Origin of the sequence: Acinetobacter qingfengensis, assembly GCF_008693185.1 — a bacterium.
Lineage (GTDB): Bacteria > Pseudomonadota > Gammaproteobacteria > Pseudomonadales > Moraxellaceae > Acinetobacter > Acinetobacter qingfengensis.
The window spans coordinates 149,530-174,617 of sequence record NZ_VXKN01000005.1 but is presented as its reverse complement, the minus strand read 5'-3'; the positions used below and the strand labels follow the sequence as shown (position 1 = coordinate 174,617).

Sequence of the window (25,088 nt, the reverse complement as noted above, 5' to 3'; positions counted from 1 at the left end):
ATTAGCGATTCTGCCACACACTAAAGTTGCCTTTAGTTGTTGATACATAAAGTAGGTTGTCTTCTACACGCAGAGTACGAATATCTCCACGTGTTTGCGCACGACCTGTAATTTGTCCATTTGCCGGATCAATCAGATGCAATATACCATCATAATCACCAACAACCAGAACATTGCCTAAAATAACTGGATTACTCAGCTTACGGTTAAGTAATTGATCATTATCCCAGAGTTTCTGGCCGGTTTGTAAATTATAGGCAACTAAGTGTCCATCAGTTGTTGCAACATAAACAGCCTGTTGATCTACTGCAGGACTGTTCAAACTGCTGGCATTTTCTGACCAAACTACACGTTGTGATGTGAGATCGGTCACTGTAACCTGCCCCTGAAAGCTTACAGTAACAAGATTAGAACCCACAACTTGAGGCTGGCTGTCAATATCCACTAAGCGCTGAATATCCCCCCGACCTTCACTCACTGCAACTCGGCGCTGCCAAACAGGTACGCCAGTAATGCTGTCAACCGCATAGACATACGCATCTGCTGTTGCAATACCAACCGTACGGGCATCCAGCATGACTGGTGCAGCATAACCACGCATACTTAAAGCAGTTTCAGGTAGATTAAATGTCCACAATTGTTGACCAGTTTGAATGTCGTTGGCATAAACCGTACCATCATTACTGATGGTAATGACACGATTATTAACAATCAATGACGGGCTTAAAATAGAGCCGGGTAACTGTTGCTGCCAAAGGGTTTCACCTGTATCTGCATCCAGTGCGATTAAATCCCCTTTCGGTGAACCAATCACTACTGCACCTTGTCCAAAGCTAGTGCCAGCACTTAATTGTTTAACAGGGCGTTTTTTCCAGAGCGTTTTACCATCTTTAATCGCCTGAACAGTACCTTCAACATCTGCGCTATAATAGGTACCATTGGCTTGTTCCAGTTGGAAACGTAATGGATCAAATTTAGGACTATCCTTACCACTGGTTGAAAACACCTGAGCAATAGATTGTGTTGCCTGAATTTTTGGTAAAGGGTTTGGCTTAATTTCTTCAGCCTTCTTACCTTTACTCGCACAACCGAGTAATGCAACTGATAGTACAGTTAAAACAAACGGAACTTTAAAAACTTTTTTCATCTATTATGACTCACTTGGACTGCTTGCTGGCATTTGTTGAGTTGGTGTCAATACCGGAGTTTCAATTTTAGGATCTTCTACTAAAACCCCTAGGTTTGCCAGTTTAATTTGTAATAATTCACGAGGTTGCTGACGCTTGACAAGCACATCCCATGCTTGTTGATATGCTTTTTTGGCATCTTCTGTTTTATTTTGTGCAGCATAAATATCGCCTTTGGCTTCAGATACAGAAGGGGTAAAGGCATCCACTTTAATACCATCTAGAGTTTTTAATGCTGTATCCAATTGATTCTGGGCAATTTGTGTATAAGCCAAATGTAGTTTTGCAATTGCAATTAATCCTTCATCTTCGATTTTGACATTTTGAGCAGCCGATAAAATTTTATTGGCGGTTGCATAATCCTTTTTATCAAAAGCAAGTTTTGCCATTAATAGTTGCGCCTGCAAGGCTTGTACTGTATTTGGGCTATCAGCCACTATTTTATTGCCATCAGCCATGATTTTTTTGTATGCATTTTCATCCTCTGCAGCAGCTTCAGATTGATTCAATAAATTTTGATACTGTACTGTAAGATTGGCAGCATTTACGGTATGGCGTTTTTGATACCATTCCCAACCAAAGAACGCACACAAGGCGATCAGGATCCCTGCAACAATAGGCAGCACATAACTTTTGGCAAAGGATTTAAATTGTTCCTTCTGTTCTTCGTCTGTCATTGCACTCATGTATACGTCCTTTAATCGCTAATATTAAATATAAAGTTGCTGTGCTGCCAGATACGCAGCAAGGTCATCAATGGCAAGATGTTGTTGTTCTGCATTCGTCAGATTTTTTACTAGAACCTGCTGAGCATCCCATTCGCGCTCACCCAGAATAACCGCTATCTTGGCGCCGGATTGATCAGCCTTTTTCATCTGACTTTTCATACTGCCCTGTGACCCGGTTTTTAATCGAATATTACATCGCTCCTGCTCAAACTGATTACGCAATTGTTCTGCCAAAACCAGTGCTTTACCTTGATATGCAGGTTCAGCCACCAAAAAGATTTCACAGTCGGTTACGGTTTCTGTCAATTGTTGTTCAAGCAATAATAACAAGCGCTCCATTCCCATGGCAAAACCCACTGCTGGAATAGATTGTTCTGGTTTACCTTTGAGTTGTCCAACCAGACCATCATACCGCCCACCAGCACATACTGTACCTTGTGAGCCTAAGTATGTCGTGGTCCATTCAAATACGGTTTTATTATAATAATCCAGTCCACGCACCAATTTCTGATTAATGACAAAATTAATTCCGGCATCGGTTAAATATTGTTGCAACTGGGCAAAATGATTCAAACTATCTTCTTTAAGGAAATCATGCAATTTAGGTGCATTTTCCAAAATTTTTTGTGTTGATTCAATTTTTGAATCCAAAATTCGTAATGGATTCGTGCTTAATCTGCGCTGTGAATCTTCATCCAGTGCATCTTTATGTTGAACCAAATAATCAACCAATGCCGCACGATATTCAGCACGTTCATCAGACTCACCCAAAGTATTTAGTTCCAATTGAACTTTATCTGCAACGCCCATACGCTGCCATAAACGAGCTGTCATTAAAATTAATTCAGCGTCCATATCTGGTGTAGCAACACCAAAAGTTTCTACGCCAAATTGATGAAATTGACGATATCGACCTTTTTGTGGTTTTTCATACCGAAACATTGGCCCCACATACCACACTCGTGGTGTTGCTCCACGTAATAAATTATGTTCAAGCATGGCACGTACACAACCGGCTGTGCCTTCAGGACGTAAAGTCAAAGATTCCGGTGGATTTCCCTTATCCAGAAAAGTGTACATTTCTTTTTCGACAATATCTGTGGCATCGCCAATGGAACGCTTGAACAAGCTGGTCTGTTCAACAATCGGCAGACGAATCTGTTGATAGCCATAGGCATCCATTAATGCTGCCAGATGTTGCTCCAGACGTCGCCATGCAGGCGTTTGCGTTGGGAGGATATCGTTAAAACCTTTAATTGCTGTAATTGAACTCATGACTTACTCAGGAACTTGTGCGAATGATCTCTTTAGATTTAGCTTCTTCAAGCTCTTTAATGCGTTGACGAACCATTGTTTCCACTTCGTCAACCAGTTGATCGGTGTCAATTAAATGACTTTTGGTTCCATTACGGTAGACCAGTGAACGTGGACTTGCTCCCACAACACCAATATCAGCTTCCTTGGCTTCACCTGGACCATTAACTTTACAGCCAATCACCGACACATCCATTGGTGTACGTACATCTTCCAAACGCTCTTCCAGCATTTGCATGGCTTTGATCACGTTAAATTCCTGACGTGAACAACTTGGGCAAGCGATAAAGTTAATACCATTGGAACGCAAACCTAATGATTTTAAAATATCAAATCCAATTTTGACTTCCTCTTCCGGTTCTGCGGCCAGAGAGATACGCATGGTATCGCCAATACCATCTAGCAACAATGCACCTAAAGCAATTGCTGATTTAACACTTCCTGTACGATAAATGCCTGCTTCGGTTACACCCAGATGAAGTGGATTATCAATTTGTTTAGACAACAAGCGATATGCATCCAGAGTCAAAAATACATTAGATGCTTTGACGCTGATTTTAAATTCATGAAAATTCAAACGATCCAGAATATCAATATGACGCATTGCTGATTCCAATAAGGCCTCGCCTGTAGGTTCACCATATTTTTTCTGTAAATCTTTTTCCAGTGAACCTGCATTCACGCCAATACGCATGGAAATATCATGATGTTTTGCTGCTGCAACAACTTCTCGGATCTTGTCTTCTGAACCAATATTTCCCGGATTAATACGCAGGCAATCTGCACCGTAATCGGCAACGGCCAATGCAATTTTATAATCAAAATGAATATCGGCAACCAATGGCACAGTTACTTGTTTACGAATCTTACCGAAAGCTTCAGCGGCTTCCATTGATGGTACAGATACACGAACGATATCTGCACCAGCATTTACACACCGTTGAATTTGCGCAACAGTAGCTTCAACATCACAGGTTTCGGTGTTGGTCATGGTTTGCACACTGATGGGTGCATCACCGCCCACATACACCGAACCGACACGAATTTTTCGTGTTGGGCGACGCTGAATTGGATTGTGTATCATGCAATTGTCCTATCTTGGCGATTATGGCGATAATCTGAAATCTGCTGAACCACTTGAATTGGTATAGCTGCCTAGACTGATATTCTCATGATTGAGTTTCAGTTTTACGGCAGATGCATCATCTATTCGGATACTAAATGGTGCCTGACCCTGTAAAGTCAATGCCGATGACTGGCGGCCCTGTGCCAGCATTTTACCAGTAGCATCAACGATCATAACTGAGGTTGGTGTACTAAATTCAAGCTGTAATTGATCACCCGCCATGCTTGCCGGATTACTGGTGTCATGTGCAACAATCTCAACGCTTTGATCCGTATTTCGTACTTCTTCTGTACTGTCTTTTTTATCCATCCAATGGCTAAGTACCGCCCAAAGTGCCCAAATTACGGCAATAACCGCAATGAGGATAATCACACGCTTTACCCATTTATTCATGCCTCGACGGCCACTACTGGCCAAACGTCCCATCGTTTTGATTGGCGAGTCTTTTAAAGCATGATTTGGCGGTAGACCAGTATCATTTTTATAAATTTCATCAAACCGTTGAATCAGGCTCGCAGCATCGGTATTCAAAAATTTTGCATAGGCTCGATAATATCCTTTAATAAAGGGAGCTTCTGGCAACGCCTTATAATCATCTGATTCCAGTGCAATCAATTGTTTCTCTGAAATTTTTAATTCCTGAGCAACATCAGATAACTGTTTATTCTGAGACAAACGGATCTGACGTAAAAACTCACCAGGTCGCTGGACATTTCCTAAGCCTGTTGGTGTAGGTGTTGCATTGGGATTAGGAGAGTTTGAGTTTATTTCCATACCGCCTCAGAACCATTCTTTAATTGTAAATATGTTTTGTATTCCACACTTTCGGGATATTGCGCACGTAACTGGTTTGCCAAAACCTGCATCCCCATATCATCATGGCGCACACGTGCCAAACGCACACCTAGCCATAAAGCCTGTGCACTTTGATTACGCTGATCCGTACTACGGACGTAATCTTCATACATTTGGCCTGCCAATGTAAAGCGCTGCTGCCCATAAAGCAACTCAGCCAGTTCAAGTTTGGCATTCACTGCATTACGATTGACCTGAATGGCCTGTCTAAAGGACTTTTCGGCATTAACCTTATCATTTAAACGCAGATACACCTGCCCCAGATTTTCCAGTGAACGATAACGCTGCTGATAGCCTAATGTCGAGCCTGCGATTTTAAATTGTTCTGCGGCTTCCTGATAACGCTGTAGCTGAAATAAATATGTACCATAATTGTTACGAACCTGAGCATTGCCACTTTCTATTGATAAAGCACGTCTAAAATAATCTTCAGCCTTTTTCATATTGGCCGGACTGCCTTCCTGTTGTAACAATACACCCATCATTGCATTGGCTTCAACTGAACGACTGTTGGTTGTCAATGCATTGTCCAATTCGTTTTTTGCCTTATCCAACTGTCCATTACGAATATATTCGGCAGCCAATTGTGTTCTTAACTGTACGGCTTTTTCCGGATTTTTTTCGCCTAAGGTAGAGTTAGATGATGTGGTGGTCTGACAAGCAGTTGTCAGAACAATACTGCCCAATAATGCGATATAACCGAACAATCTAAGGGTCATCAGACGCTACCTCGTTATCGTATTAACCTTGTGTTCTTAAAATTTCACTGTGCTGGTCAGCTACTTTTTTCTTCCAGCGCTCTGCTCGTCTGGTACGGTCTGCCACCTGTCCAACCAACTGTCCACATGCCGCATCGATATCATCGCCACGTGTCTGACGAATCGTACACACAAATCCGGCATCTGACAAAGTTTTTTGAAAGGCCATAATTCGATTTCGGCTAGAACGTCCATAAGGTGCATGTGGAAATGGATTAAATGGAATCAGGTTAATCTTACTTGGCAAATTTTTTAGTAATTTTAGTAACTGTTGAGCATGTTCTGCCTGATCATTAACGCCATCCAGCATGACATATTCTATCGTGACGTGTTTACGCTGACTATCACTGCCATTTTTTGCCAAATAACGTTGTGCTGCGGCAATCAGTTGCTCCAGCGGATACTTTTTATTAATCGGTACCAATTCATCACGTAATGCATCATTAGGTGCATGTAAGGAAATCGCCAATGCCACATCAATGGTTTCTGCTAGTTTATCAATCATCGGCACTACACCGGAAGTAGACAGAGTGACACGGCGTTTTGACATGCCATAGGCAAAATCATCCAGCATCAATGACATTGCCGCCACAACTGGTTCAAAATTAAGCAATGGTTCGCCCATGCCCATCATCACTACATTGGTCACTGAACGGGTACGCTCTGCAATTGGCACATCTTCCATATAAGACTGATTAGCCACCCAAAGCTGACCAATAATCTCTGCCGGCGTCAAATCACGCTGAAAACCCTGTTTACCTGTTGAACAAAATGAACAATCCAAGGCGCAGCCAACCTGAGAAGAAATACACAAGGTTTTACGGGCACCAGTTTTATCATCAGCAGGAATCAGTACGGTTTCAACCAGAGAACCGTCACCATCACCAACACGAAATACCCATTTACGCGTGCCATCTTTTGAATAATGACGATGCACCACTTCTGGAGCAATAATTTCACATTTTTCTGCCAATTGACTGCGCAGTTTCCCGGAAATATTACTCATTTGCTCAAAATCAGTGACACCATATTGATGAATCCATTTCATTACCTGACCGGCACGAAATTTTCTCTCTCCCATTTGCTCAAAAAATTGCTCAAGCGCCTGACGTGTCATGCCAAGCAGGTTCACTTTTTCCACAGATGCAGGCTGAGCGTGTGAGCGGGATGCTGACGCTGTGGCGGAAGCTGAAGTTGCAGAATTCATGTACGGAAACCTATTTCGCTATGGGCTATTGGGGTAAAAGTGGGTTTAAAAATGGTTAATCAAAAAAGCTAAGCAGTATAAACGTGTCGGGACAATATTTCAAAAAATAAAAAACCAGATAAGTATAGCACTTATCTGGTTTGGTGTACGGTTAAAGAATTAACGTGTACGTGGGAAAATTTCGTCAGCTGCGAAGAAGTAAGCAACTTCACGCTCAGCAGATGCAACAGAGTCAGAACCATGTGCTGCATTTTCATCGATACTTACCGCAAAGTCTGCACGGATTGTTCCTGGTGCTGCTTCTTTAGGGTTAGTTGCACCTAGAATATCACGGTGAGCAAGTACTGCATTTTCACCTTCAAGTACTGATACAACAACTGGACCAGAAGTCATGAATGCAACTAAATCAGCAAAGAAACCACGTTCTTTGTGCTCTGCGTAAAAGCCTTCAGCTTCTGCTTGAGTTAATTGTTTGTATTTGATTGCAACTGGTTTTAAACCAGCTTTTTCAAAACGTGCAATGATGTCACCGATGTGGTTTTTAGCAACAGCATCAGGTTTAATGATTGATAAAGTACGTTCAATCGCCATGGTTGGCTCCCTACAATTTTAAAGTGAGTTTAAAAAATTTTGCGACATTATATACGAGCACGTCTGATAGATATAGGGTAATTCGGTAATTCAAAAGAATTTTTAAATCGACTCTCTCACTTCAAACTGCTTAACGCGCCTCATCTATCCATGCCATTTGTATGGCTTCCAAAATACCTTCACTGGATTTTTCCGGATCATCAGTAAAATCAGGTAATTCACAAATCCAGCGGTGTAAATCTGTAAAGCGAATATATTGTGGATCAATCTCAGGATGAGCTTCGTAAAGTTCAATTGCGATATCGATTGCATCTGTCCAGCGTAATGCCATGATCATTTACCTAAATTTTATCGTGGCAGATACTTTAACAAAACTAGATGCTGACGAATATCTAAATTTCTAACGAAAGAATTTCCAGTTAGCTCAAAAAACTACCGATCCTTTTTAAGTGAGTCACCATGTACAATATGTCCAGCATTCAAAGCAATAAACCTCACCAACAGAAATACAAGTATAAATACAGATATTCCTCTGAAAATATATGAATAAATGCTATTTTCTAAATCATATTTAATGGCAAAGTTTGAAAGAATATAGTTCATAAATACATAGCTAAATAAAATTATCATCAATATCATTAATTTTATTAACACAACTTTCACCAAAACATTTATATTTTAGACAACATATAATCTTAAATTAATTTAAATCAATAACCAAAAACACTTTAATTACAAAATCTTACCCAAAAAACCAAAGATATGAATGAAAATCTCATCTTCCATGCAGAGCCTGTTGGTTGCCTACAACAAAGACAAATACTCCAAACAAACTTTATTAAATTTACGCCATATAAATAAAATATTTATAGAATAATCTCAAAAACTGGTGCCAGCCACAAAGTGATCAATGCAACCAATAAACCCAAAGTTGCACCCACGATCACATCTGTTGGATAGTGTAATCCCAATACCATTCGTGATATGGCAACCAGTAAACTAAACGGTAACATAATCATTAATAGTGCCGGAACAATTGATCCTAATACCGTTGTGACCATAACGGCATGCAGAGTATGGCCCGATGGAAAACTAAAATGATCCAATGGCCGCTCTCCCAGACGAATCACCTGATGTACCTGATATGGACGAGGTCTAACAGTATGGCGTTTCAATAATTTATAAATAATGGTGCCAAAACTGCTTGCCAATAATAAATAAATGGCCTGTAAGAAATAAGTTAAACCATGAATCAGCCAAACCACGGCAAGCATGACGTACCAAAATATACCGTCACCTAATCGACTAATTAATTTAAAGAAATTAGCAACTCTGATATTTTCAGACCAGTGATTTAGATAAATGCAACTGCGTAAATCCCAATCCAGTACCGCTTTTTGTGCATGTCTTATTTTACTCATGAGGATTCTCCTCTCATGTTATGCCAGCCAGATCGAAGGTTTGGCATATTGCTTGAGTGCATTTTCAAAATCTGTCACGGGTTTATCCCACCCCCGATCAGCAACTTGTTGCATTGCCTGATCGCCCATGTGATGCAATTCGTATAAATCAGGCAACTGTAACATCTGTTGTTGCCATTGTTTGACATTTCCCAAAGGGACAAGCCATCCATTTTGACCATGTTCTAACATCTGACTGGCACATGCATAATTAAATGCCAATACGGGCAAAGCACTTGCCATTGCTTCCAACACAACATTACCAAAGGTTTCTACCTGACTTGGGAAAACAAAAACATCGCTACTGGCATAACATTCAGATAATCCATCTCCCACCTGTAATCCCATGAAAATGACTTCGGGATATTCTGCTTTATATTCAGCAAGATTTGGGCCATCCCCAACAATGACCAGTTTATATTTTCGTAGCGACTGTTGTTGTAATATTTGTTGATAGGCAGAAAAAATTACTGGTAACTCTTTTTCTGGTGAAATCCGACCTACACACAATATTACCGTTGTATCTTCATCTGCCTGCCAAGATTGTCGTAGTTCCTGACTTCTAAATTTTGGATGAAAATGTTGTGCGTCTACACCACGGCTAATCACTTTTAATGGGCAATGAATACCAAAATCTCTTAAAGTATCGGCAGTATCCTGACTAGGCACACAAGTCAACTGGGTATTATTATGAAACCATTTTAAATACTGTCTTAATGGACGGATTAAAAATGCCAGATCAAAATAACGACTAAAATCATGGAAGGAAGAATGAAACCCACTGGAAATGGGTAACTGGCGTAGTTTAGCCTGATTCATTGCGGCTAAGCCCAGAGGCCCTTCAGTCACAATATGTACAATATCTGGCTGAAACTGATCAAATGCCTGACCAATCTTGATTACCTGTGGCCAACCAAAATTCAATTGCTGATACTTCGGAATAGACTGTGCCCGAACCAAACATTCCTGCTCCGGCTCAAAACCTGATGTTTTGACATTCTGTTCAGGACGAACCAGTAAAATACGATGCCCACGCTGTTGCAAACCTTTTGCCAACTGCAGAATAGACAATGCAACACCGTTAATTTCAGGTGGCCATGTTTCTGTCACGATGGCGATATTTAATGTATCGCTTATCGTATGTACCTGATGATCAATACTGGTATAATTTGCTAGCTGTAAAAAATAACCCTTAACCTGTGTGAATATGGATTGTGGTAATTGTTGCGTCATCTCGACTTATTCCTATTTTTCTATTTATTCCAAAATAGCAATAGTTCTTGACTATCAGATGATCAAACGATGACAGTTTTTTGACAATTACCCATATTTTGTAAAAACACAGCTAAATTACCGTTATTAATAGCGATAACACCCTGATAAAGCCTGTTTACTGGTCGCTGCTGCATGACGTAAAGATAACGCACTATAAGCGATCCCATTGATTTTCACTTGTGCAGATTGGTGCCCTGTAAGCAATCCTTTTGGCAATGCGGACGGACTAAGATTAAAAACACGATACCCTGTTGCATTACTTTTCTGTGTTGTCAAAAAAGGATAAATCATTTGACCAATCTGTATTTCTAAACGCAAAGGATCTGATTGTGGCACATTTAAACGTACAGCCAATTTTGGCAGGCGATCTTCACAAAGCACTGTAAGCTCCTGTATGCCCTTGCCGTTCTGCTTGACACTTGCCAACTTTACGCCTCTTATTGTTGTAAGCTTCCATTCACTATTAATATTGGAAGTGATTGCCGGTACAGATTGTTTAGGCGAAGTTACGGTTTTTTTACCCGTTACATCCAGTAATTTTGTACCATTCCATTGATAAATAGTGGTTTCTTTTATAGATGGACAACAACGTGGATCATTAGGCGCAGCCTGCAATGAGTTCACATGAATTAAACTATTTTTTACGTCAATAGATTGTACTGACCCCAACAATCCCTCCTCTGCCACAACTTGATAGCCTTTACCCTTATCACTAAGAATAACCAGACCATTACTCCACCATGTCCCACCCAGAAAAGATACGCCTAACACCACTTCGGCTTTACCATCGCCATTTAAGTCAGTCACAATCGTATTATTGACCTCAACTTCTTCACGATTGGCAGTCCGTTCTTTTTGCTCTTTGGCAATATAAGCTTTTACCGCTTTGTCCTGTGCAGAGGTTAAAGCTACTGCTGCGTGCACAGAGACAGTAAACACCGCCAATAAAAACGCATAAATGATTTTTCCCATCTCACACCTCTTACACTGACTTATTTAATGGTGATTTTTTCTGTAACAATGATTTTAACTTTTCTTTTGCTTCTCCAATCGCACGATTGGTCATATAAATTTGAAAGATGCCGATATAAGCAAACACCAAAAGAAATGGCACAGCAAAATACGTCCAACTCATTGCACCGTGTTTGCCGGTCACTGCACCCCATTTATTATAGGAATATACTGTCTGTGCATCAGCACCCAGCCAATAGCCAATCGCAGGACAAATAATGAGTAATAACCAAAACAGTGCAGCAGCACTGAGTGCTGGATAACCAAATACACGGCGTAATGTTTCTTTTTTTGCCCAATATAAGGAACCCGTGCTGATATTCTGCACCGCAACATAATACTGTTGTTTTTTACCCGATTGACTTGCAGAAATGGTCTGTACCGTATTTCCCGCTTTCACCGAAAGATCCCAGTCCACCAGTTTCAGTACTTTTTCTTCACCTGCTGCATTTTCCAGAAATACCTCATCGTGGATATAGGTCTTGGAATTGCTATGTATCGGGGCATCTCCACCCCCACTACTGGATATTCTGGTTTCCCGCTGTTTCTCACGCTGCGTTACTACGCCGATGAACTGGTTGACGTCGTAGTGTTTATTCCGCACCGTAATGTTATCACCCATCACCATACTTCCTTATGCTGATTGAATAAACGGTTTAAGCTGTTCTTTTGCAGATTGAATATCATCTTTCCAAGGTTTATGCACACCAAAATAAAAATAAGCAATAACAGCAAAAATCACAATCCATCCAAGAATAATTCCACCAAGAATCAGAATAGCAATCGGCACAACAAAAATCCGCCACCATTCCAAACGCAACAATTCTCCCAGTTTTTTATCACTCCATTGCACAGTATTCGTTGTCAGATTATTAATAATGATATATGGGCCTGTGTCCTTACCTTGTTTAATCAACCAGATCGCCTGAATTTCATGTCCTTCTCGTGTCGCAATATTCCAATCCAGTAAGCGAATGACCTGTTCCTGTCCTTCTGTGTTGACTAGAAAAATATCATCATGTGTATAGGTTGTTGAACGAATACTTACAGGTGCACTACCACCTGTACCCTGATAAGTTGCTCCGCCACCACCGCCTCCTGATACAACTGTTTCCAGTTGCTTATTGCTGTGCGCAACCTTACCAGTAAATTCATATACACTGTAATTCTTACCCCGAACCTGTATTACGCCATCTGCTGCCATATCTTTATCAAACCTGAATAATTATTAGAATAGAACAAAAAACCACCAAACAGAATGAATACATTTAACAAAAATATCCATTAAAAAAAACAACAAAACCTACAAGTGGTCAATAAATATGTTTCAAATTAATACGTTTTTTAATTTACACTTAAACTTTACATATACTTTTCAAATAAAATATTGACTAATAATGCGGTGGTTTATTGGTCAATGGATCAAATGGTGCGATTCCATCAGAAAGATCTGAAGCTTCAACACGTTGATACAATATTTGCATTTTTTTATGCAGATCAAGAATTTCACTGCTTTGCTGAGCCACTTGATCATTCAATTGTTCAACTAAATCATCCAAAAATGTAATTCTTACTTGCAAATCTTCAATGAGTTTGCACAATGTCGCATAGTCATCTGTAGATGGCACTTTAGACATGCAATTTCTCCATTACCGTGGGTTTAAAAAATATGGCGTACATTACCTTAAGAGATGTTCACTTGGCATTTGGCGGACCCGCCCTGCTTGATGGCGCAAATTTCACTCTGGAACGCGGTGAACGTGTCTGCTTAATTGGCAGAAATGGCGAAGGTAAATCCACACTACTCAAACTGATTGAAGGCAGTCTATCGCCCGATCAGGGTGAGGTTGCCATTCAAAATGGTGTCACCATTGCCATGCTGGCACAGGATGTTCCAATGTCTTCAGGACGTGTTGCAGATATTGTAGCAGATGGTGCTGGAGAAGCAGCCAAAGTTTTAAAACAATATCATGATGCGACCAATGCCTGTATCGACGGTAATACTGCTGCCTGTGATCTCATGGGAGAATTACAACATCAACTGGATCAGCTAGACGGCTGGTCACTGGACAATCAAGTCAATACTATTTTGGCAAAAATGGGGTTGGATCCTGATGCGGATCTTGCTGATTTATCCGGGGGACGTAAACGCCGTGTGTTACTGGCCCGTGCATTATTAACACAACCCGATGTTTTACTATTGGACGAACCTACCAACCATTTGGATGTGGAAAGTATCGAATGGCTGGAAAATTTCTTGCTTGAACAACATAATTTAACTTTACTGTTTATTTCGCATGACCGTGCTTTTGTAGATCGTTTATCGACTCGTATTGTTGAACTGGATCGTGGAAATTTACGCAGTTTTGAAGGCAACTATTCTCGTTATCTGGAATTAAAAGCTCAACAAATGGAAGCAGAAGAAAAACAAAATGCTTTATTTGATAAAAAACTGGCCGAAGAAGAGACATGGATCCGTCAAGGGATTAAAGCTCGCCGTACCCGTAATGAAGGACGTGTTCGTGCCTTAAAAGCCTTACGTGAAGAATCTAAAGCGCGGAGATTTCAGCAAGGTAAAGTCAATATGGGCGTACAAGAAGCCTCTCGTTCAGGTAAATTGGTGTTTGATATTGAACATTTATCTGTTCGTTATGGCGAACAGCCATTAATTGAAGATTTTTCCAGTATTGTATTACGTGGGGATCGTATCGGTCTGGTCGGTGATAATGGCGTAGGAAAAACCACATTAATTAAAGCCATTTTGGGAGAACTTACATATCAGGGTACGGTTAAAACTGGAACTCAACTTGAAATTGCCTATTTTGATCAGTTGCGTAATCAGCTTGAATTGGAAAAGTCTGTAGCAGATAACGTTTCCGAAGGCTCAGACTTTGTCGATGTAAATGGCCAGCGCAGGCATATTCTCAGTTATTTACAGGATTTTCTATTTGCACCTGAACGTGCCAGAACACCGGTAAAAGCCTTATCTGGTGGTGAGCGTAATCGTGTTTTGCTGGCAAAATTATTACTCAAACCATCTAATCTTATTGTGATGGATGAGCCAACTAACGATCTGGACATGGTCACACTGGAATTACTTGAAGACATGCTGGCAGAATATAAAGGAACCCTTCTTCTTATCAGCCATGACCGTGCCTTTATGGACAACGTCGTAACATCTACATGGGTATTTGATGGTCAGGGACAGATTGCAGAATATATTGGGGGATACCAGGATTATTTAGCACAACGCCCTCAACTACAATCTGAGAAAATGGCAAATAAACAAAATAAAGTTGAATCAGCCAATACCAAAACATCAAGCAACACTAAATCAGCCAAAAAAATCAAATTGAGTTATAAGGATCAACGTGAACTTGAGCAACTGCCTGAAGTGATTGCTCAATTGGAACGTGAACAGAAAACACTGGAAGACCAATTGGCCGATGGTTCGTGGTTTATCAAGGATGCCGATGCAGCAACACAGGCCAGTCAGCGCTTAGCCGAAATTGAAGAGCAACTTCTGGAAAAACTTGAACGCTGGACTGAATTGGAAGCTCAGTTGAATGTTGAATAAATTCATTTAACATATTGATAAATATATCAATGACAACCCAATGAAAGAAATTTGTTAAACTTGCCTAAATCTGTCCAACCTTGGGCAGGTTTAAATTTTGATTTTCATTTAGGCATCAATGAATTAATACATGAGCAACATTACTCAGCACACTGCTGCACAACCACGATTTTTATGGTCTTTTTTATTACCTAAATATTGGGGAATATGGTTAGGTTTAATTTTCTTGTTGCTCCTTACTGTACTTCCTTGGGTAATCCAACGCCGGCTTGCTGATGTACTAGCAAAATTGGCTTGGCGCTTGGTTAAATCACGCCGTGACATTACAGTACGCAATCTGGAAGTCTGTTTTCCTGAATGGTCAGCACAGGAAGTACAGCAACATGCCAGACAAGTTTTTATTGATATGATGTTAGGTACTTTTGAAACATTGAATGCCTGGTATAAACCCCACTGGTTCGATGGCCGTATCAATATTCAAGGTTTGGAATATTTACAACAAGCACAAATGAATGGTGCAGGGATTATCTTGCTTGGTTCACATAGTACCCTGCTAGATGCTGGTGGATATATTTGTAGTCGCTATTTTGAGCCTGATGTCGTTTACCGCCCGCAAAACAATCCCTTACTTGACTGGCTAATTTATACCGCACGAGAACCCATTTATGGTAAACAAATTGATCATGATGACATTCGTTTTCTGGTCAAAAGGCTAAAACAAGGGCATATTATCTGGTATTCCCCCGATCAGGATTTTGGTTTAAAACAAGGCGTCATGGCACCATTTTTTGGTGTACCTGCGGCCAGTGTTACTGCGCAACGCCGACTGGTCAAAGTGACCAAAGCCAAAGTACTTTCGGTACATTTTTATCGTATCGGTGAAAAAGATCCAAAATATCAGATTATTATCGAACCAGAATTGGAAAATTACCCAACAACTGATGAAATTGCCGATGCAACACGAGTCAATCAGTTACTTGAAATGCAATTGCGCCGAGCGCCAACGCAATGGATGTGGTTTCATTCCCGTTTTAAAACTCGCCCTAAAGGTTACGACAGTATTTATTAACCTATTTAAATTTTATAAAAGGATAATTCGAGCATGGCCTGGAATTATATTCAAAGTGACCTCTTTCGCTATACTGGCAAAGTATCGCTTAAGGCCTTTATCAAACAGTATTTAACGCATCGTGGTTTTAATTTCAGTGTATGGTTGCGCCTAACTGCGGCAGGTAAATGGTATAGCAAACTTGCTTATCCTGTTTACTGGTTTAAAAAACGTCACTACGGCATTGATATTCTCTATACCACCAAAATTGGCTATGGTTTATATATTGGGCATGGTGGACCACTGATTATTAATGCAACAGCTATTCTCGGCAATAATGTCAATTTATCCCAATACAGTACTATCGGTGCCATAGATGGACCAGCAGCCATTATCGGAAATAATGTTTATCTAGGACCTCATGTATGTGTGATTGAACACGTTAAAATTGGCAATAATGTGACCATTGGTGCAGGTAGTATTGTCACCAAAGATATTCCGGATAATGCTACTGCGGCAGGTAATTATGCCAAAGTACTGAATTATCAGCATCCGGCACGTTATATTCAACATCAATGGCAAGAATAAATTAGACATGAAACCAAAATCTAAAAAACATAAACCCGAGTAAACATCCTGTTTAACTCGGGTAATTATGCGGTTGTGCGAATTTTTTAATTTTTAACGGTGGTTTCCATTCCTGATCAATTCCTTGATACTTTCCCTTCAGCGTTAACCCATCCCTAGTGAGAAAAATCCGTTTCTCATATCCTGTGCTGATGTGATCATAGTATGTAAATCTGATGTGATCGTACAGTCGCTAATTACATCAAATATTGTAAGCATTAACTTACAAATTTAGCCTTTGGTTAGAACATTATTTTAATTCAGATATCGCTTGCTGATTTTCTTGTTGTGCTTTTTCAAAACCTTGCTGAATTTTTTTATCTGCTTCCTGCTGATCTGATGCAGTTTCGTCCAGCTCTTCCTGTATAGCATCAAACTGACGTCCTGTTTGCAAAACGGTATAAACAGGAAAGTGATCTGATCCAATATGCGATAACCGAAGCATTTTTACCAAGGCAAAATCTACACTATGAAAGATATGATCGAGTGACCACCGCATAAAAGGATAATCAGCATGAAAAGTATTAATAAAATGCCGTCCTACACGGGGATCTAATAATCCACTGATCCGTTGAAATAATTGTGTGGTTCTGGACCATGCTACATCGTTTAAATCCCCCATAACGATGCAACTTTGATTTATATCCTTGACCTGATCCCCCACCAATAATAATTCTGCATCTCTTAGTGTTGATTCACTGGCTTCAGTCGGGCTAGGTGGTTTGGGGTGCAAACAATATAAATCTACAGGTTGACCATTTCTTAGTATCACCGTGGTATGAATGGATGGGATTTCATCACTTAACAAAAATTTTATTTCACTATTTCTAAGTTTTAAACGACTGTAAAGATGCATACCATACAAATTATCCAAAGGAACTTTAACGTGATAAGGATAGTCTTGTTCTATCACCTCTAACGCCTGTTGCCATTTTTGGTCAGTTTCCAGAGTCAAAACCAAATCAGGTTTAAGTTGTTCAATATGTGCCAGTAAAAGTTGGTATTGATCATTTGGCATCAGTACATTAGATACTAGTAAAGAAATGGTTTTTTCTGGATTTTTTTGTTCTGGTTTAACCTGTACAACCTGTTTTTTCCACAAAAACGTATAGGGTAAAACCATTTTTAATTGATACGCCAAAGCCGCCATCAATCCCACCAGACAGAAGTATCGCATAAAATCCCATGCTACAGGCCAAAACAACAAGGCAAGCAATGTCAAAAAGCCAATGCCCAACAATTGTAAACGGGGAAAATCTGTGCCACGAATCCACCATTCATCTCGTGGAATCAACGACCAGAATGTGAGAAATATCACCAGTCCAGACACAATTTCTATCAACAGCATATATTCTCCGTACTTTGTGATATTTTTTGTTTTATGAGTTTTCCCAATAACATAAAGTTGCATAATCATGCAAGATTATCGCTGTTTTGATTCTGTATATGCTGTGCAGATGGTTTTGCTTTTGCTACACTTGAAGCCCTTTTAATTTGTATATATTTTATCGAGGCACAATGAGATGAAAGTAGGTCTGGTTGGTTGGCGTGGGATGGTCGGTTCCGTCCTGATGCAACGTATGGTTGAAGAAAATGACTTTGCGCATTTTGAACCATTTTATTTCTCTACCAGTAATGCAGGTGGCGAAGCACCAGCTTTTGGTGGAAAGACCGCACCTGCCCTCATTGATGCCAAGGATATTAGCAACCTGAAAAATATGGATGTTATTGTCACCTGTCAGGGTGGTGATTACACTTCCGAGATTTATCCACAACTTCGTGGCGCAGGCTGGAAAGGCTATTGGATTGATGCTGCAAGTACTTTGCGTATGGCAGATGATTCCATCATTGTATTAGATCCTGTGAATGATCAAGTGATTAAAAATGGCTTGACTCAAGGCATCAATACCTTTGCAGGAGGTAACTGTACTGTATCGCTCATGTTGATGGGTCTAGGAGCACTTTTCCAGAAAAATCTGGTGGAGTGGATGACAGCAATGACCTATCAAGCTGCATCAGGTGCTGGCGCACAGAATATGCGTGAATTGATTACTGGTATGGGTTATTTGTACAATAACACCAAAACATTATTAGATGATCCTAAATCAGCTATTTTGGATATTGATCGTCAAATTGCTGATTTACAACGTGGTAATGATTTTCCCAAAGCCAATTTTGGTGTACCACTGGCAGGTTCGTTAATTCCTTATATTGATAAACAGCTTGAAAGTGGTCAATCCAAAGAAGAATGGAAAGGTCAGGCTGAGACCAATAAAATTCTGGGTAATTCACAGATTGTTCCGATTGATGGCCACTGCGTACGTATAGGTGCAATGCGTTGCCACTCTCAGGCTTTAACCATTAAATTACGTCAGGATGTACCGCTGGATGAAATTGAGGATATGATCCGTCAATCCAATGAATGGGCCAAAGTTGTACCGAACACTCGAGAAGCTTCCATGACTGATTTAACCCCTGTTGCAGTGACTGGCACATTATCTGTACCTGTTGGACGCCTGCGCAAACTCAATATGGGCAAAGAATATCTGGGGGCATTTACTGTAGGTGACCAGTTATTATGGGGCGCTGCAGAGCCTTTACGCCGGATGTTGCGCATTCTGATAGAATATAAACAACATTAATTGTTTCAGGTTACTTGCTCTTGAGCAGGTAACCTTATAGTTTATATATGTGATGGTTAAATATAATTTATAAGTCGGTACATGGTATGGGGTTAAGGTTACGTTTAGGGGTTTACTGTCTTGGGCTGAATTTATGCCTACCCATAATCGGACATGCTTTAGTGATTGAACCAATTAAAATTGATTCGTCACAAGGTGAGCCTTTATATGCTGAAATTCCATTTAATTATGCACAAAGTACAACACCTATACAGGTTTCGATCGCACAAAGTCAGGACTTAAATACTTTCGGCATCAATGCTAATGCGAATCCTTCATCCACATATTTCAATACATATGTTCGCCAGAATAGTCAAGGCAAAGGCGTGATTGTAATCATCTCGACTCGGCCAATACAAGACAATAGTATTGATCTGGTTTTAAAAATTAACGATGGTAACCAAACTCGTTTACAACAAATTCGCTCTGTTTTACCTAATCGTATAGATCGTTTGCAAAGCCGATTAAATGACACAACTTTACAACCACGTTCCATTAGTAATGAAAAAGATATTGCCTTAAATTTACCTGTTGTTAAAGACCGACCTATACAGACTCGATCTTCAAATGAAAATGATCAAGCCCTAATAGTCAGTCAGCAAACACCACCCAAACTGAACATACAGCGATCAGCAAACAATACTCTAACCAATACCACAGCCCAGAACAATAATGCTACTACAGCCAATCAAATAGCTAAACCCATTGTCAAGACACAGGCAACATCAGCCGTACAAAGCATAAAAAATCAATCTATTTCAGCACAAAAAAATTTGTTTACACCACAAGTCCATACGAAATCAGAAAAAGATACTTCACAGCATGCAGTGAAAGCAAATGAGTCGTTATGGGGTATCTCAGCGCAAATCGCACAATTAAATAATGTACCCATTCAGCATGTCATGCAACAAATCAAAAACAACAATCCACAAGCATTTATTCATGGTCAGGCAAACTATTTAAAACAAGGTGCTATTCTCACCATTCCAACACAATATCAGGTGGTTCAGCCCAAGACTCAGACTACACAAAATCCACCAAACACAGCCACAGCAAAAAAAGCGCCAACCACTGTCCGCCTCGATCAGGCACACATGAGTATTGTTGCCAATACACCTGAAGGTAGTTTACAAGGTAGCCAAAAACTTTCCCAGGCTGAACGTCATGCATTACAAACCTTGAGTAATCAAATTTATACGCAACGTCATATCACCCTACAATTACAGGGTCAGGTCAGACAGCTTGATCAGCAATTAAAAGTGAAAAATCAACGTATTCAGATTTTAAATGCCAGACTGGCTGAATTGCAAAAACAGTTAAAGGCAAAGAAAACTCTGGCAACATCAACGCCAAAATCTTAGGGGTAATCTGTTGATTGCATGATATTTCTCTAATCTAGATCCTGAAATATATGCTCAACATCATTGAGGAGTAACGCAATTATGCCAACGACCATTATTATTATCGCTGTTATTGCACTGGCCGTGTTACTGGTGCTTCGTGCAAAACAAAATAAAAGTACTCATGAACCCAGAAATAAAACAAATCTAGATAAGGCTAGACTAAGTAAAAAAACGCTCTCAACCAATAACAGTACCAAAATATCCAAAGCAACACCAGATCAGAAAGAGATTGAATTAAAACAACTTGTTGCAAAAATTGATCTTCATATTGCCAATAAAGATTACAGTAAGGCTGAAGGCCTGATTAATATGGCACTTAATCAGGATTATAAACAGGAAGATTTATACTTTAAATTATTAAATATTTATCATGTTCAAGATGATAATTTTGCGATCAAACAATTACTGGACACTGTAGAAAAACTTAATTTAAATGAACTGTATCAAAAGTTATATAATGCGAATACTGATTATAAAGAACAGCAGGATCATCAACCCATTGCTGAAAAAAATTATACTGTAGAAAATATTAATACCACGCCATTCATACCTGAAGATGAGATCATTACCACTCATCCAGTATCACATAACATTGACTTCAGCACAGATATAAAATCTGAAAATCATTTTAGCACTGAACCCGTTAAAAACACTTATATTGCTGAAGATGCCCTAGAATTTAATCTTGATGGCATTGAACTGGATCATCGTTCCAGCAAAAAAGCAACTGAAGCTGAAGAACTACCAACCTTTAATTTTGAATTAGATCAACAAAAACCTTCTCTGCCTACTTCAGACCCACAAGATCAATCAATCAATCTAACTCAAAATCAGGTCGTTACAGAAAAACCACTGGAATTTAATTTATCCAATACTGTAGCGCCAGTAAAAAGTACAACAGAAGATTTAACACAATCTTTGAATGCTAAAGACTCCATAAAATTATCTGATCATAAGGCTGAATTAAATTTTGATTTAGAACAAAAGCCTACCGAACAACATACACCTGAAGCTGAATTACCGGCTTTTACATTAAATTTTGATCTTAGTGAACCAACAGCGACAAGTATCAAATCTGATCAAACCTTAGCAAACACTTTTTCTTTGCTTCCGAATCTTACTCAATCGGATCAACAACTTCGTAATGACCCTTTACTGGAAAGCTTTCCTGAATTAGCAGATATTAATGAGGTCGATCTCAACCTAGAATTGGCTGAACATTATATTGGACTAGGAGCGATTGATGCAGCCAAACAATTAATCACGGCTCAACAACATCAATTGACGCAAGAACAGGCAACTAGAACACAGGATTTATTACAGAAAATCGCCTGACTTAAAAAAAATGGGTAAAATAGGCAGCTTTCATGGCTGCTTATTTTTATGAATAATACTGCAATTCTCTATATGGGTGGAACATTTGGTTGTGTTGGCGAACCATTAACACCTATGCCCGCATCTACATTCATTGAATTATTACAACAATCCTGTCATTTTGAGAATGAAAAACCATTACATTATTTTGCAGCGCCTAGCATTAAAGACAGTACCGAATTACAGGCTAGTGACTGGCTTGAATTAGGACAATTCATTCATCAGCTCATTCATCAAAATTTTAAGCATTTTGTATTGATCCATGGTACAGATACGCTCAACTATGCAGCCGCTTTTTTACATCATATTTTCGCTCAGGATATTTCACTGATTATCACTGGCAGTCAATATCCGTTATTCGATACACAAGGGCAAAGTCTACACAGAACATCAGATGCTTGGCTAAATCTACAATTTGCAATACGGCAAATTGATCAAATACCTCCTGGTATTTATGTAGGATTTAATCAACAACTTTTTGCAGCCAATCAGGTTTATAAACTACATACCAAAAATTATCAGGCATTTTATGGACAAGAAATACAGCATGTTTCCAATTCTAGTCTGCATTTTATCCAGAAATTGCAACCACAACATATTGGCAAAGCACAGCAAATCCGTTTATTGAATTATTATATTTCTCCAGATTGCAGCACTCACCTTGCTGAAAATCTGGCACTCTTTGCTCAAAATCCACCAAATATTTTAATTTTACAAGCATTTGGTTCGGGAAATTTACCCTATTCCGAAACCATTAAGCACAATCTGAAACAACTACTTCAGCAAGGATGTTGGATAATTTTAAGTAGTCAGGTTCTATTTGGTGAATTATCTCAGCAATATGCGACTGGCTCATGGCTAAATGAAGTCGGTGTAGTATTTGATCCGCATTACAGTCAAGCAGATACTTATGCTCGTGCCATTTTATTGTATTTACAATCTGAACAATCTCAAAACTGGCCTTCTCTCTGGTACTCATAGGACGTGTTTATGCAACGTTATGCACTTGGTATAGAATTTTGTGGTACACGTTTTAAAGGCTGGCAAACACAGCAACCCGGTGTGAGAAGTATTCAGGAAACATTGGAAAAAGTCCTCAGTAAAATTGCCGATGAAACTATTATTGTTCATGGTGCAGGTCGTACTGATGCTGGTGTACACGCGACCAATATGATTGCGCATTTTGATACGCATGCCATTCGTCCCGAACGAGGCTGGATGATGGGGGCAAATTCCATATTACCCAAAGATATTGCGCTACAATGGATTCAGCCAATGGATTTGGATTTCCACGCACGCTTTAAAGCCTGTGCAAGGCGTTATCGCTATGTAGTCTATAATGCACCTTATCGTCCGGCACTGTTATTTGGACAAGTCACTCATGCCTATTATCCACTTAATGTCCAGAGAATGATTGAAGCAGCCAAAAAATTTGAGGGCACACATAACTTTGAAACTTTTCGGGCAGCGGCTTGCCAGTCAAATCAGCCCGTACGCCATGTGAAACACTGTCATCTATTCCAACATGGTGCTTATTTGGTACTCGACATTCAAGCTGACGGTTTTCTACATCACATGGTTAGAAATATTATGGGCTGTTTATTGGAAATCGGTCAGGAACAATATGACATTGACCATATTGACGAAATGTTTGCCGCACAAGATCGGCGAGCTGCCGGAGTTACAGCACCGCCTCATGGCTTATATTTTGTTAATGCATATTATCCAGAACAATTTCAGCTTCCTAAAACTGCTCTTGGCCCTTTATGGTTAAATTTACCTGACTAAAACAATGGTTGGATCAAATCATGGGTTAAACCGCCTGTTGCTTACGTTTGCGATATTCAACAGGGGTTTCATTGGTCCAGCGTTTAAAGGCTCTATAAAAAGTACTAGGTTCAGAAAACCCGGTGAGATAAACAATTTTTTCAATATTTTCATTGGTATTCGCCAATAATTTCTTGGCTAACCGACAACGGTAATCTGATAAAATTTGCTGAAAACTGGTATTGGCATCACTTAATAATGTACGTAATCGTCTTGGGGTAATTTTTAATTGTTGAGCAACAGTTTCCAGTGTTGTTTCGCCACTTTCCAACGTTGAACCAATTGCTCGGCGCACTTCTGCTACCAGATCATAACGTGCTAATTCCTGCAGTTTTTCCAATGCAAGCTGTTCATTGAGCTGAAGAAGATCAGGTTCTGCTTGCCATAATGGATAATCCAGAATCGCATGATCAAAATAAATTCGGGTTTCTTTTTGTCCTAGACTGACAGGACAGCCATAAATGCGTAAATATTCATCTGCACTTGCCCCTTCAGAAAAATTAAAATCAATGAATGTAGGTTCAAAACGCCCTTCTGTTACAAATTTAAAAAAGCGTAAAATCCCTGACATAAAACATTCGGTAAAATGACGATTGACCATTTGATCGGTAATATTTTGCCGCCCATTACCAACATAACAATGCGCTTCATTAATCACTAATTCAGCGCGTAAAGCATCACTAATTAATCGCTGATATGCTAATGCACGCTGTAAACCAGCACCAAAGTTACCACTGCTAATAAATAGATGCTCCAGTACCTGACCACGATATAGTGGCAAATATTCGCCTAAATGTAAGCCAATATCAGGATCCTGTGTCACTTGTTCTAAAACATTCCAAAAGGTATGCTGGGCACTTAACGGCGTTCTGGTCGTACCTTCAATCTGATTATGCGCAACCCCAACCTTATGCAGGATCTCTTCTGTAGGTAATCCTGCACGGCGCATTGCTTGATACCCCAAGCGCAAAACGACTGATGCATCTGTTAATTGTGGCACGATATATTATCCTTAATTCTTCAATAATTTTGTCAGGTT

25 protein-coding genes are annotated in these 25,088 nt (G+C 39.7%); 8 read left to right on the top strand and 17 right to left on the bottom strand.

Annotated features, from left to right (window positions below; genetic code table 11):
- Nucleotide 1: 1 nt before the first annotated feature.
- The 15 genes from bamB to F4V57_RS08460 all read right to left on the bottom strand — a co-directional run bounded on the left by bamB (nt 2) and on the right by F4V57_RS08460 (nt 13,149).
- Complete coding sequence (gene bamB / locus F4V57_RS08530; RefSeq protein WP_070070675.1) at nt 2–1,147, bottom strand: outer membrane protein assembly factor BamB; 1,146 nt, start codon at nt 1,145–1,147, stop codon at nt 2–4.
- Nucleotides 1,148–1,150: 3 nt separating this feature from the next.
- The gene (locus F4V57_RS08525) at nt 1,151–1,873 is read right to left on the bottom strand and encodes a YfgM family protein (RefSeq protein WP_070070676.1); all 723 of its coding nucleotides are present in this window, start codon (nt 1,871–1,873) and stop codon (nt 1,151–1,153) included.
- A 24-nt stretch (nt 1,874–1,897) separates the two neighbouring features.
- Nucleotides 1,898–3,190 (bottom strand): histidine--tRNA ligase, encoded by a 1,293-nt coding sequence (hisS, locus tag F4V57_RS08520; RefSeq protein WP_070070677.1) that lies wholly within the window; start codon nt 3,188–3,190, stop codon nt 1,898–1,900.
- A gap of 7 nt (nt 3,191–3,197) precedes the next feature.
- Nucleotides 3,198–4,313, bottom strand: a complete 1,116-nt coding sequence (gene ispG / locus F4V57_RS08515) for a flavodoxin-dependent (E)-4-hydroxy-3-methylbut-2-enyl-diphosphate synthase (protein WP_070070678.1) — start codon at nt 4,311–4,313, stop codon at nt 3,198–3,200.
- Between the two features lie 21 nt (nt 4,314–4,334).
- Entirely contained in the window at nt 4,335–5,129 is a 795-nt protein-coding gene (locus tag F4V57_RS08510) for a helix-turn-helix domain-containing protein (RefSeq protein WP_070070679.1), read from the bottom strand.
- Nucleotides 5,120–5,929 carry a type IV pilus biogenesis/stability protein PilW gene (gene pilW / locus F4V57_RS08505; RefSeq protein ID WP_070070680.1) on the bottom strand — a complete coding sequence of 270 codons (810 nt, stop codon included), beginning with the start codon at nt 5,927–5,929 and terminating at the stop codon, nt 5,120–5,122. The genes F4V57_RS08510 and pilW overlap by 10 nt, the downstream gene beginning before the upstream one ends.
- 22 nt (nt 5,930–5,951) lie before the next feature.
- A complete protein-coding gene (gene rlmN, locus F4V57_RS08500) occupies nt 5,952–7,175 on the bottom strand; it encodes a 23S rRNA (adenine(2503)-C(2))-methyltransferase RlmN (protein WP_070070681.1) in 1,224 nt (407 codons plus the stop codon).
- 159 nt (nt 7,176–7,334) lie between these two features.
- On the bottom strand, nt 7,335–7,766 hold the full coding sequence (ndk, locus tag F4V57_RS08495) for a nucleoside-diphosphate kinase (RefSeq protein ID WP_070070682.1): 432 nt from the start codon (nt 7,764–7,766) through the stop codon (nt 7,335–7,337).
- 130 nt (nt 7,767–7,896) lie between these two features.
- On the bottom strand, nt 7,897–8,097 hold the full coding sequence (gene iscX, locus F4V57_RS08490) for a Fe-S cluster assembly protein IscX (RefSeq protein WP_070070683.1): 201 nt from the start codon (nt 8,095–8,097) through the stop codon (nt 7,897–7,899).
- Nucleotides 8,098–8,632: 535 nt separating this feature from the next.
- The gene (locus F4V57_RS08485; protein WP_070070684.1) at nt 8,633–9,187 is read right to left on the bottom strand and encodes a phosphatase PAP2 family protein; all 555 of its coding nucleotides are present in this window, start codon (nt 9,185–9,187) and stop codon (nt 8,633–8,635) included.
- Nucleotides 9,188–9,205: 18 nt separating this feature from the next.
- Nucleotides 9,206–10,459, bottom strand: a complete 1,254-nt coding sequence (locus F4V57_RS08480; protein ID WP_070070685.1) for a glycosyltransferase family 4 protein — start codon at nt 10,457–10,459, stop codon at nt 9,206–9,208.
- Between the two features lie 126 nt (nt 10,460–10,585).
- Nucleotides 10,586–11,473, bottom strand: a complete 888-nt coding sequence (locus tag F4V57_RS08475) for an FG-GAP repeat protein (protein ID WP_070070686.1) — start codon at nt 11,471–11,473, stop codon at nt 10,586–10,588.
- A 10-nt stretch (nt 11,474–11,483) separates the two neighbouring features.
- The gene (locus F4V57_RS08470; RefSeq protein ID WP_070070687.1) at nt 11,484–12,134 is read right to left on the bottom strand and encodes a hypothetical protein; all 651 of its coding nucleotides are present in this window, start codon (nt 12,132–12,134) and stop codon (nt 11,484–11,486) included.
- Between the two features lie 12 nt (nt 12,135–12,146).
- Complete coding sequence (locus F4V57_RS08465; RefSeq protein ID WP_070070688.1) at nt 12,147–12,716, bottom strand: hypothetical protein; 570 nt, start codon at nt 12,714–12,716, stop codon at nt 12,147–12,149.
- Nucleotides 12,717–12,903: 187 nt separating this feature from the next.
- Complete coding sequence (locus F4V57_RS08460) at nt 12,904–13,149, bottom strand: SlyX family protein (RefSeq protein ID WP_070070689.1); 246 nt, start codon at nt 13,147–13,149, stop codon at nt 12,904–12,906.
- Nucleotides 13,150–13,181: 32 nt separating this feature from the next.
- Between F4V57_RS08460 and F4V57_RS08455 the strand changes: the two genes are divergently transcribed.
- The 3 genes from F4V57_RS08455 to F4V57_RS08445 all read left to right on the top strand — a co-directional run bounded on the left by F4V57_RS08455 (nt 13,182) and on the right by F4V57_RS08445 (nt 16,725).
- A complete protein-coding gene (locus tag F4V57_RS08455) occupies nt 13,182–15,089 on the top strand; it encodes an ATP-binding cassette domain-containing protein (RefSeq protein ID WP_070070690.1) in 1,908 nt (635 codons plus the stop codon).
- Nucleotides 15,090–15,219: 130 nt separating this feature from the next.
- The gene (locus F4V57_RS08450; RefSeq protein ID WP_070070691.1) at nt 15,220–16,158 is read left to right on the top strand and encodes an LpxL/LpxP family acyltransferase; all 939 of its coding nucleotides are present in this window, start codon (nt 15,220–15,222) and stop codon (nt 16,156–16,158) included.
- A gap of 33 nt (nt 16,159–16,191) precedes the next feature.
- Nucleotides 16,192–16,725 (top strand): serine acetyltransferase, encoded by a 534-nt coding sequence (locus F4V57_RS08445; RefSeq protein WP_070070692.1) that lies wholly within the window; start codon nt 16,192–16,194, stop codon nt 16,723–16,725.
- A 289-nt stretch (nt 16,726–17,014) separates the two neighbouring features.
- On the opposite strand, the gene F4V57_RS08440 is transcribed toward F4V57_RS08445, so the two are convergent.
- On the bottom strand, nt 17,015–18,112 hold the full coding sequence (locus F4V57_RS08440) for an endonuclease/exonuclease/phosphatase family protein (RefSeq protein ID WP_070070693.1): 1,098 nt from the start codon (nt 18,110–18,112) through the stop codon (nt 17,015–17,017).
- A gap of 175 nt (nt 18,113–18,287) precedes the next feature.
- Between F4V57_RS08440 and asd the strand changes: the two genes are divergently transcribed.
- The 5 genes from asd (at nt 18,288) to truA (ending at nt 24,010) form a co-directional block, all read left to right on the top strand.
- On the top strand, nt 18,288–19,406 hold the full coding sequence (gene asd / locus F4V57_RS08435; RefSeq protein WP_070070694.1) for an aspartate-semialdehyde dehydrogenase: 1,119 nt from the start codon (nt 18,288–18,290) through the stop codon (nt 19,404–19,406).
- An 86-nt stretch (nt 19,407–19,492) separates the two neighbouring features.
- A complete protein-coding gene (locus F4V57_RS08430) occupies nt 19,493–20,806 on the top strand; it encodes a type IV pilus assembly protein FimV (protein ID WP_141729279.1) in 1,314 nt (437 codons plus the stop codon).
- Between the two features lie 81 nt (nt 20,807–20,887).
- Nucleotides 20,888–22,183, top strand: coding sequence for a hypothetical protein (locus tag F4V57_RS08425; RefSeq protein ID WP_070070696.1), 1,296 nt, complete (start codon nt 20,888–20,890; stop codon nt 22,181–22,183).
- A gap of 48 nt (nt 22,184–22,231) precedes the next feature.
- Nucleotides 22,232–23,203, top strand: a complete 972-nt coding sequence (locus tag F4V57_RS08420; protein ID WP_070070697.1) for an asparaginase domain-containing protein — start codon at nt 22,232–22,234, stop codon at nt 23,201–23,203.
- Between the two features lie 9 nt (nt 23,204–23,212).
- Nucleotides 23,213–24,010, top strand: coding sequence for a tRNA pseudouridine(38-40) synthase TruA (truA, locus tag F4V57_RS08415; protein WP_070070698.1), 798 nt, complete (start codon nt 23,213–23,215; stop codon nt 24,008–24,010).
- 25 nt (nt 24,011–24,035) lie between these two features.
- Here the strand turns inward: truA and F4V57_RS08410 are convergent, their stop codons facing one another.
- The gene (locus F4V57_RS08410) at nt 24,036–25,049 is read right to left on the bottom strand and encodes an AraC family transcriptional regulator (RefSeq protein WP_070070699.1); all 1,014 of its coding nucleotides are present in this window, start codon (nt 25,047–25,049) and stop codon (nt 24,036–24,038) included.
- Nucleotides 25,050–25,088 lie beyond the last annotated feature (39 nt).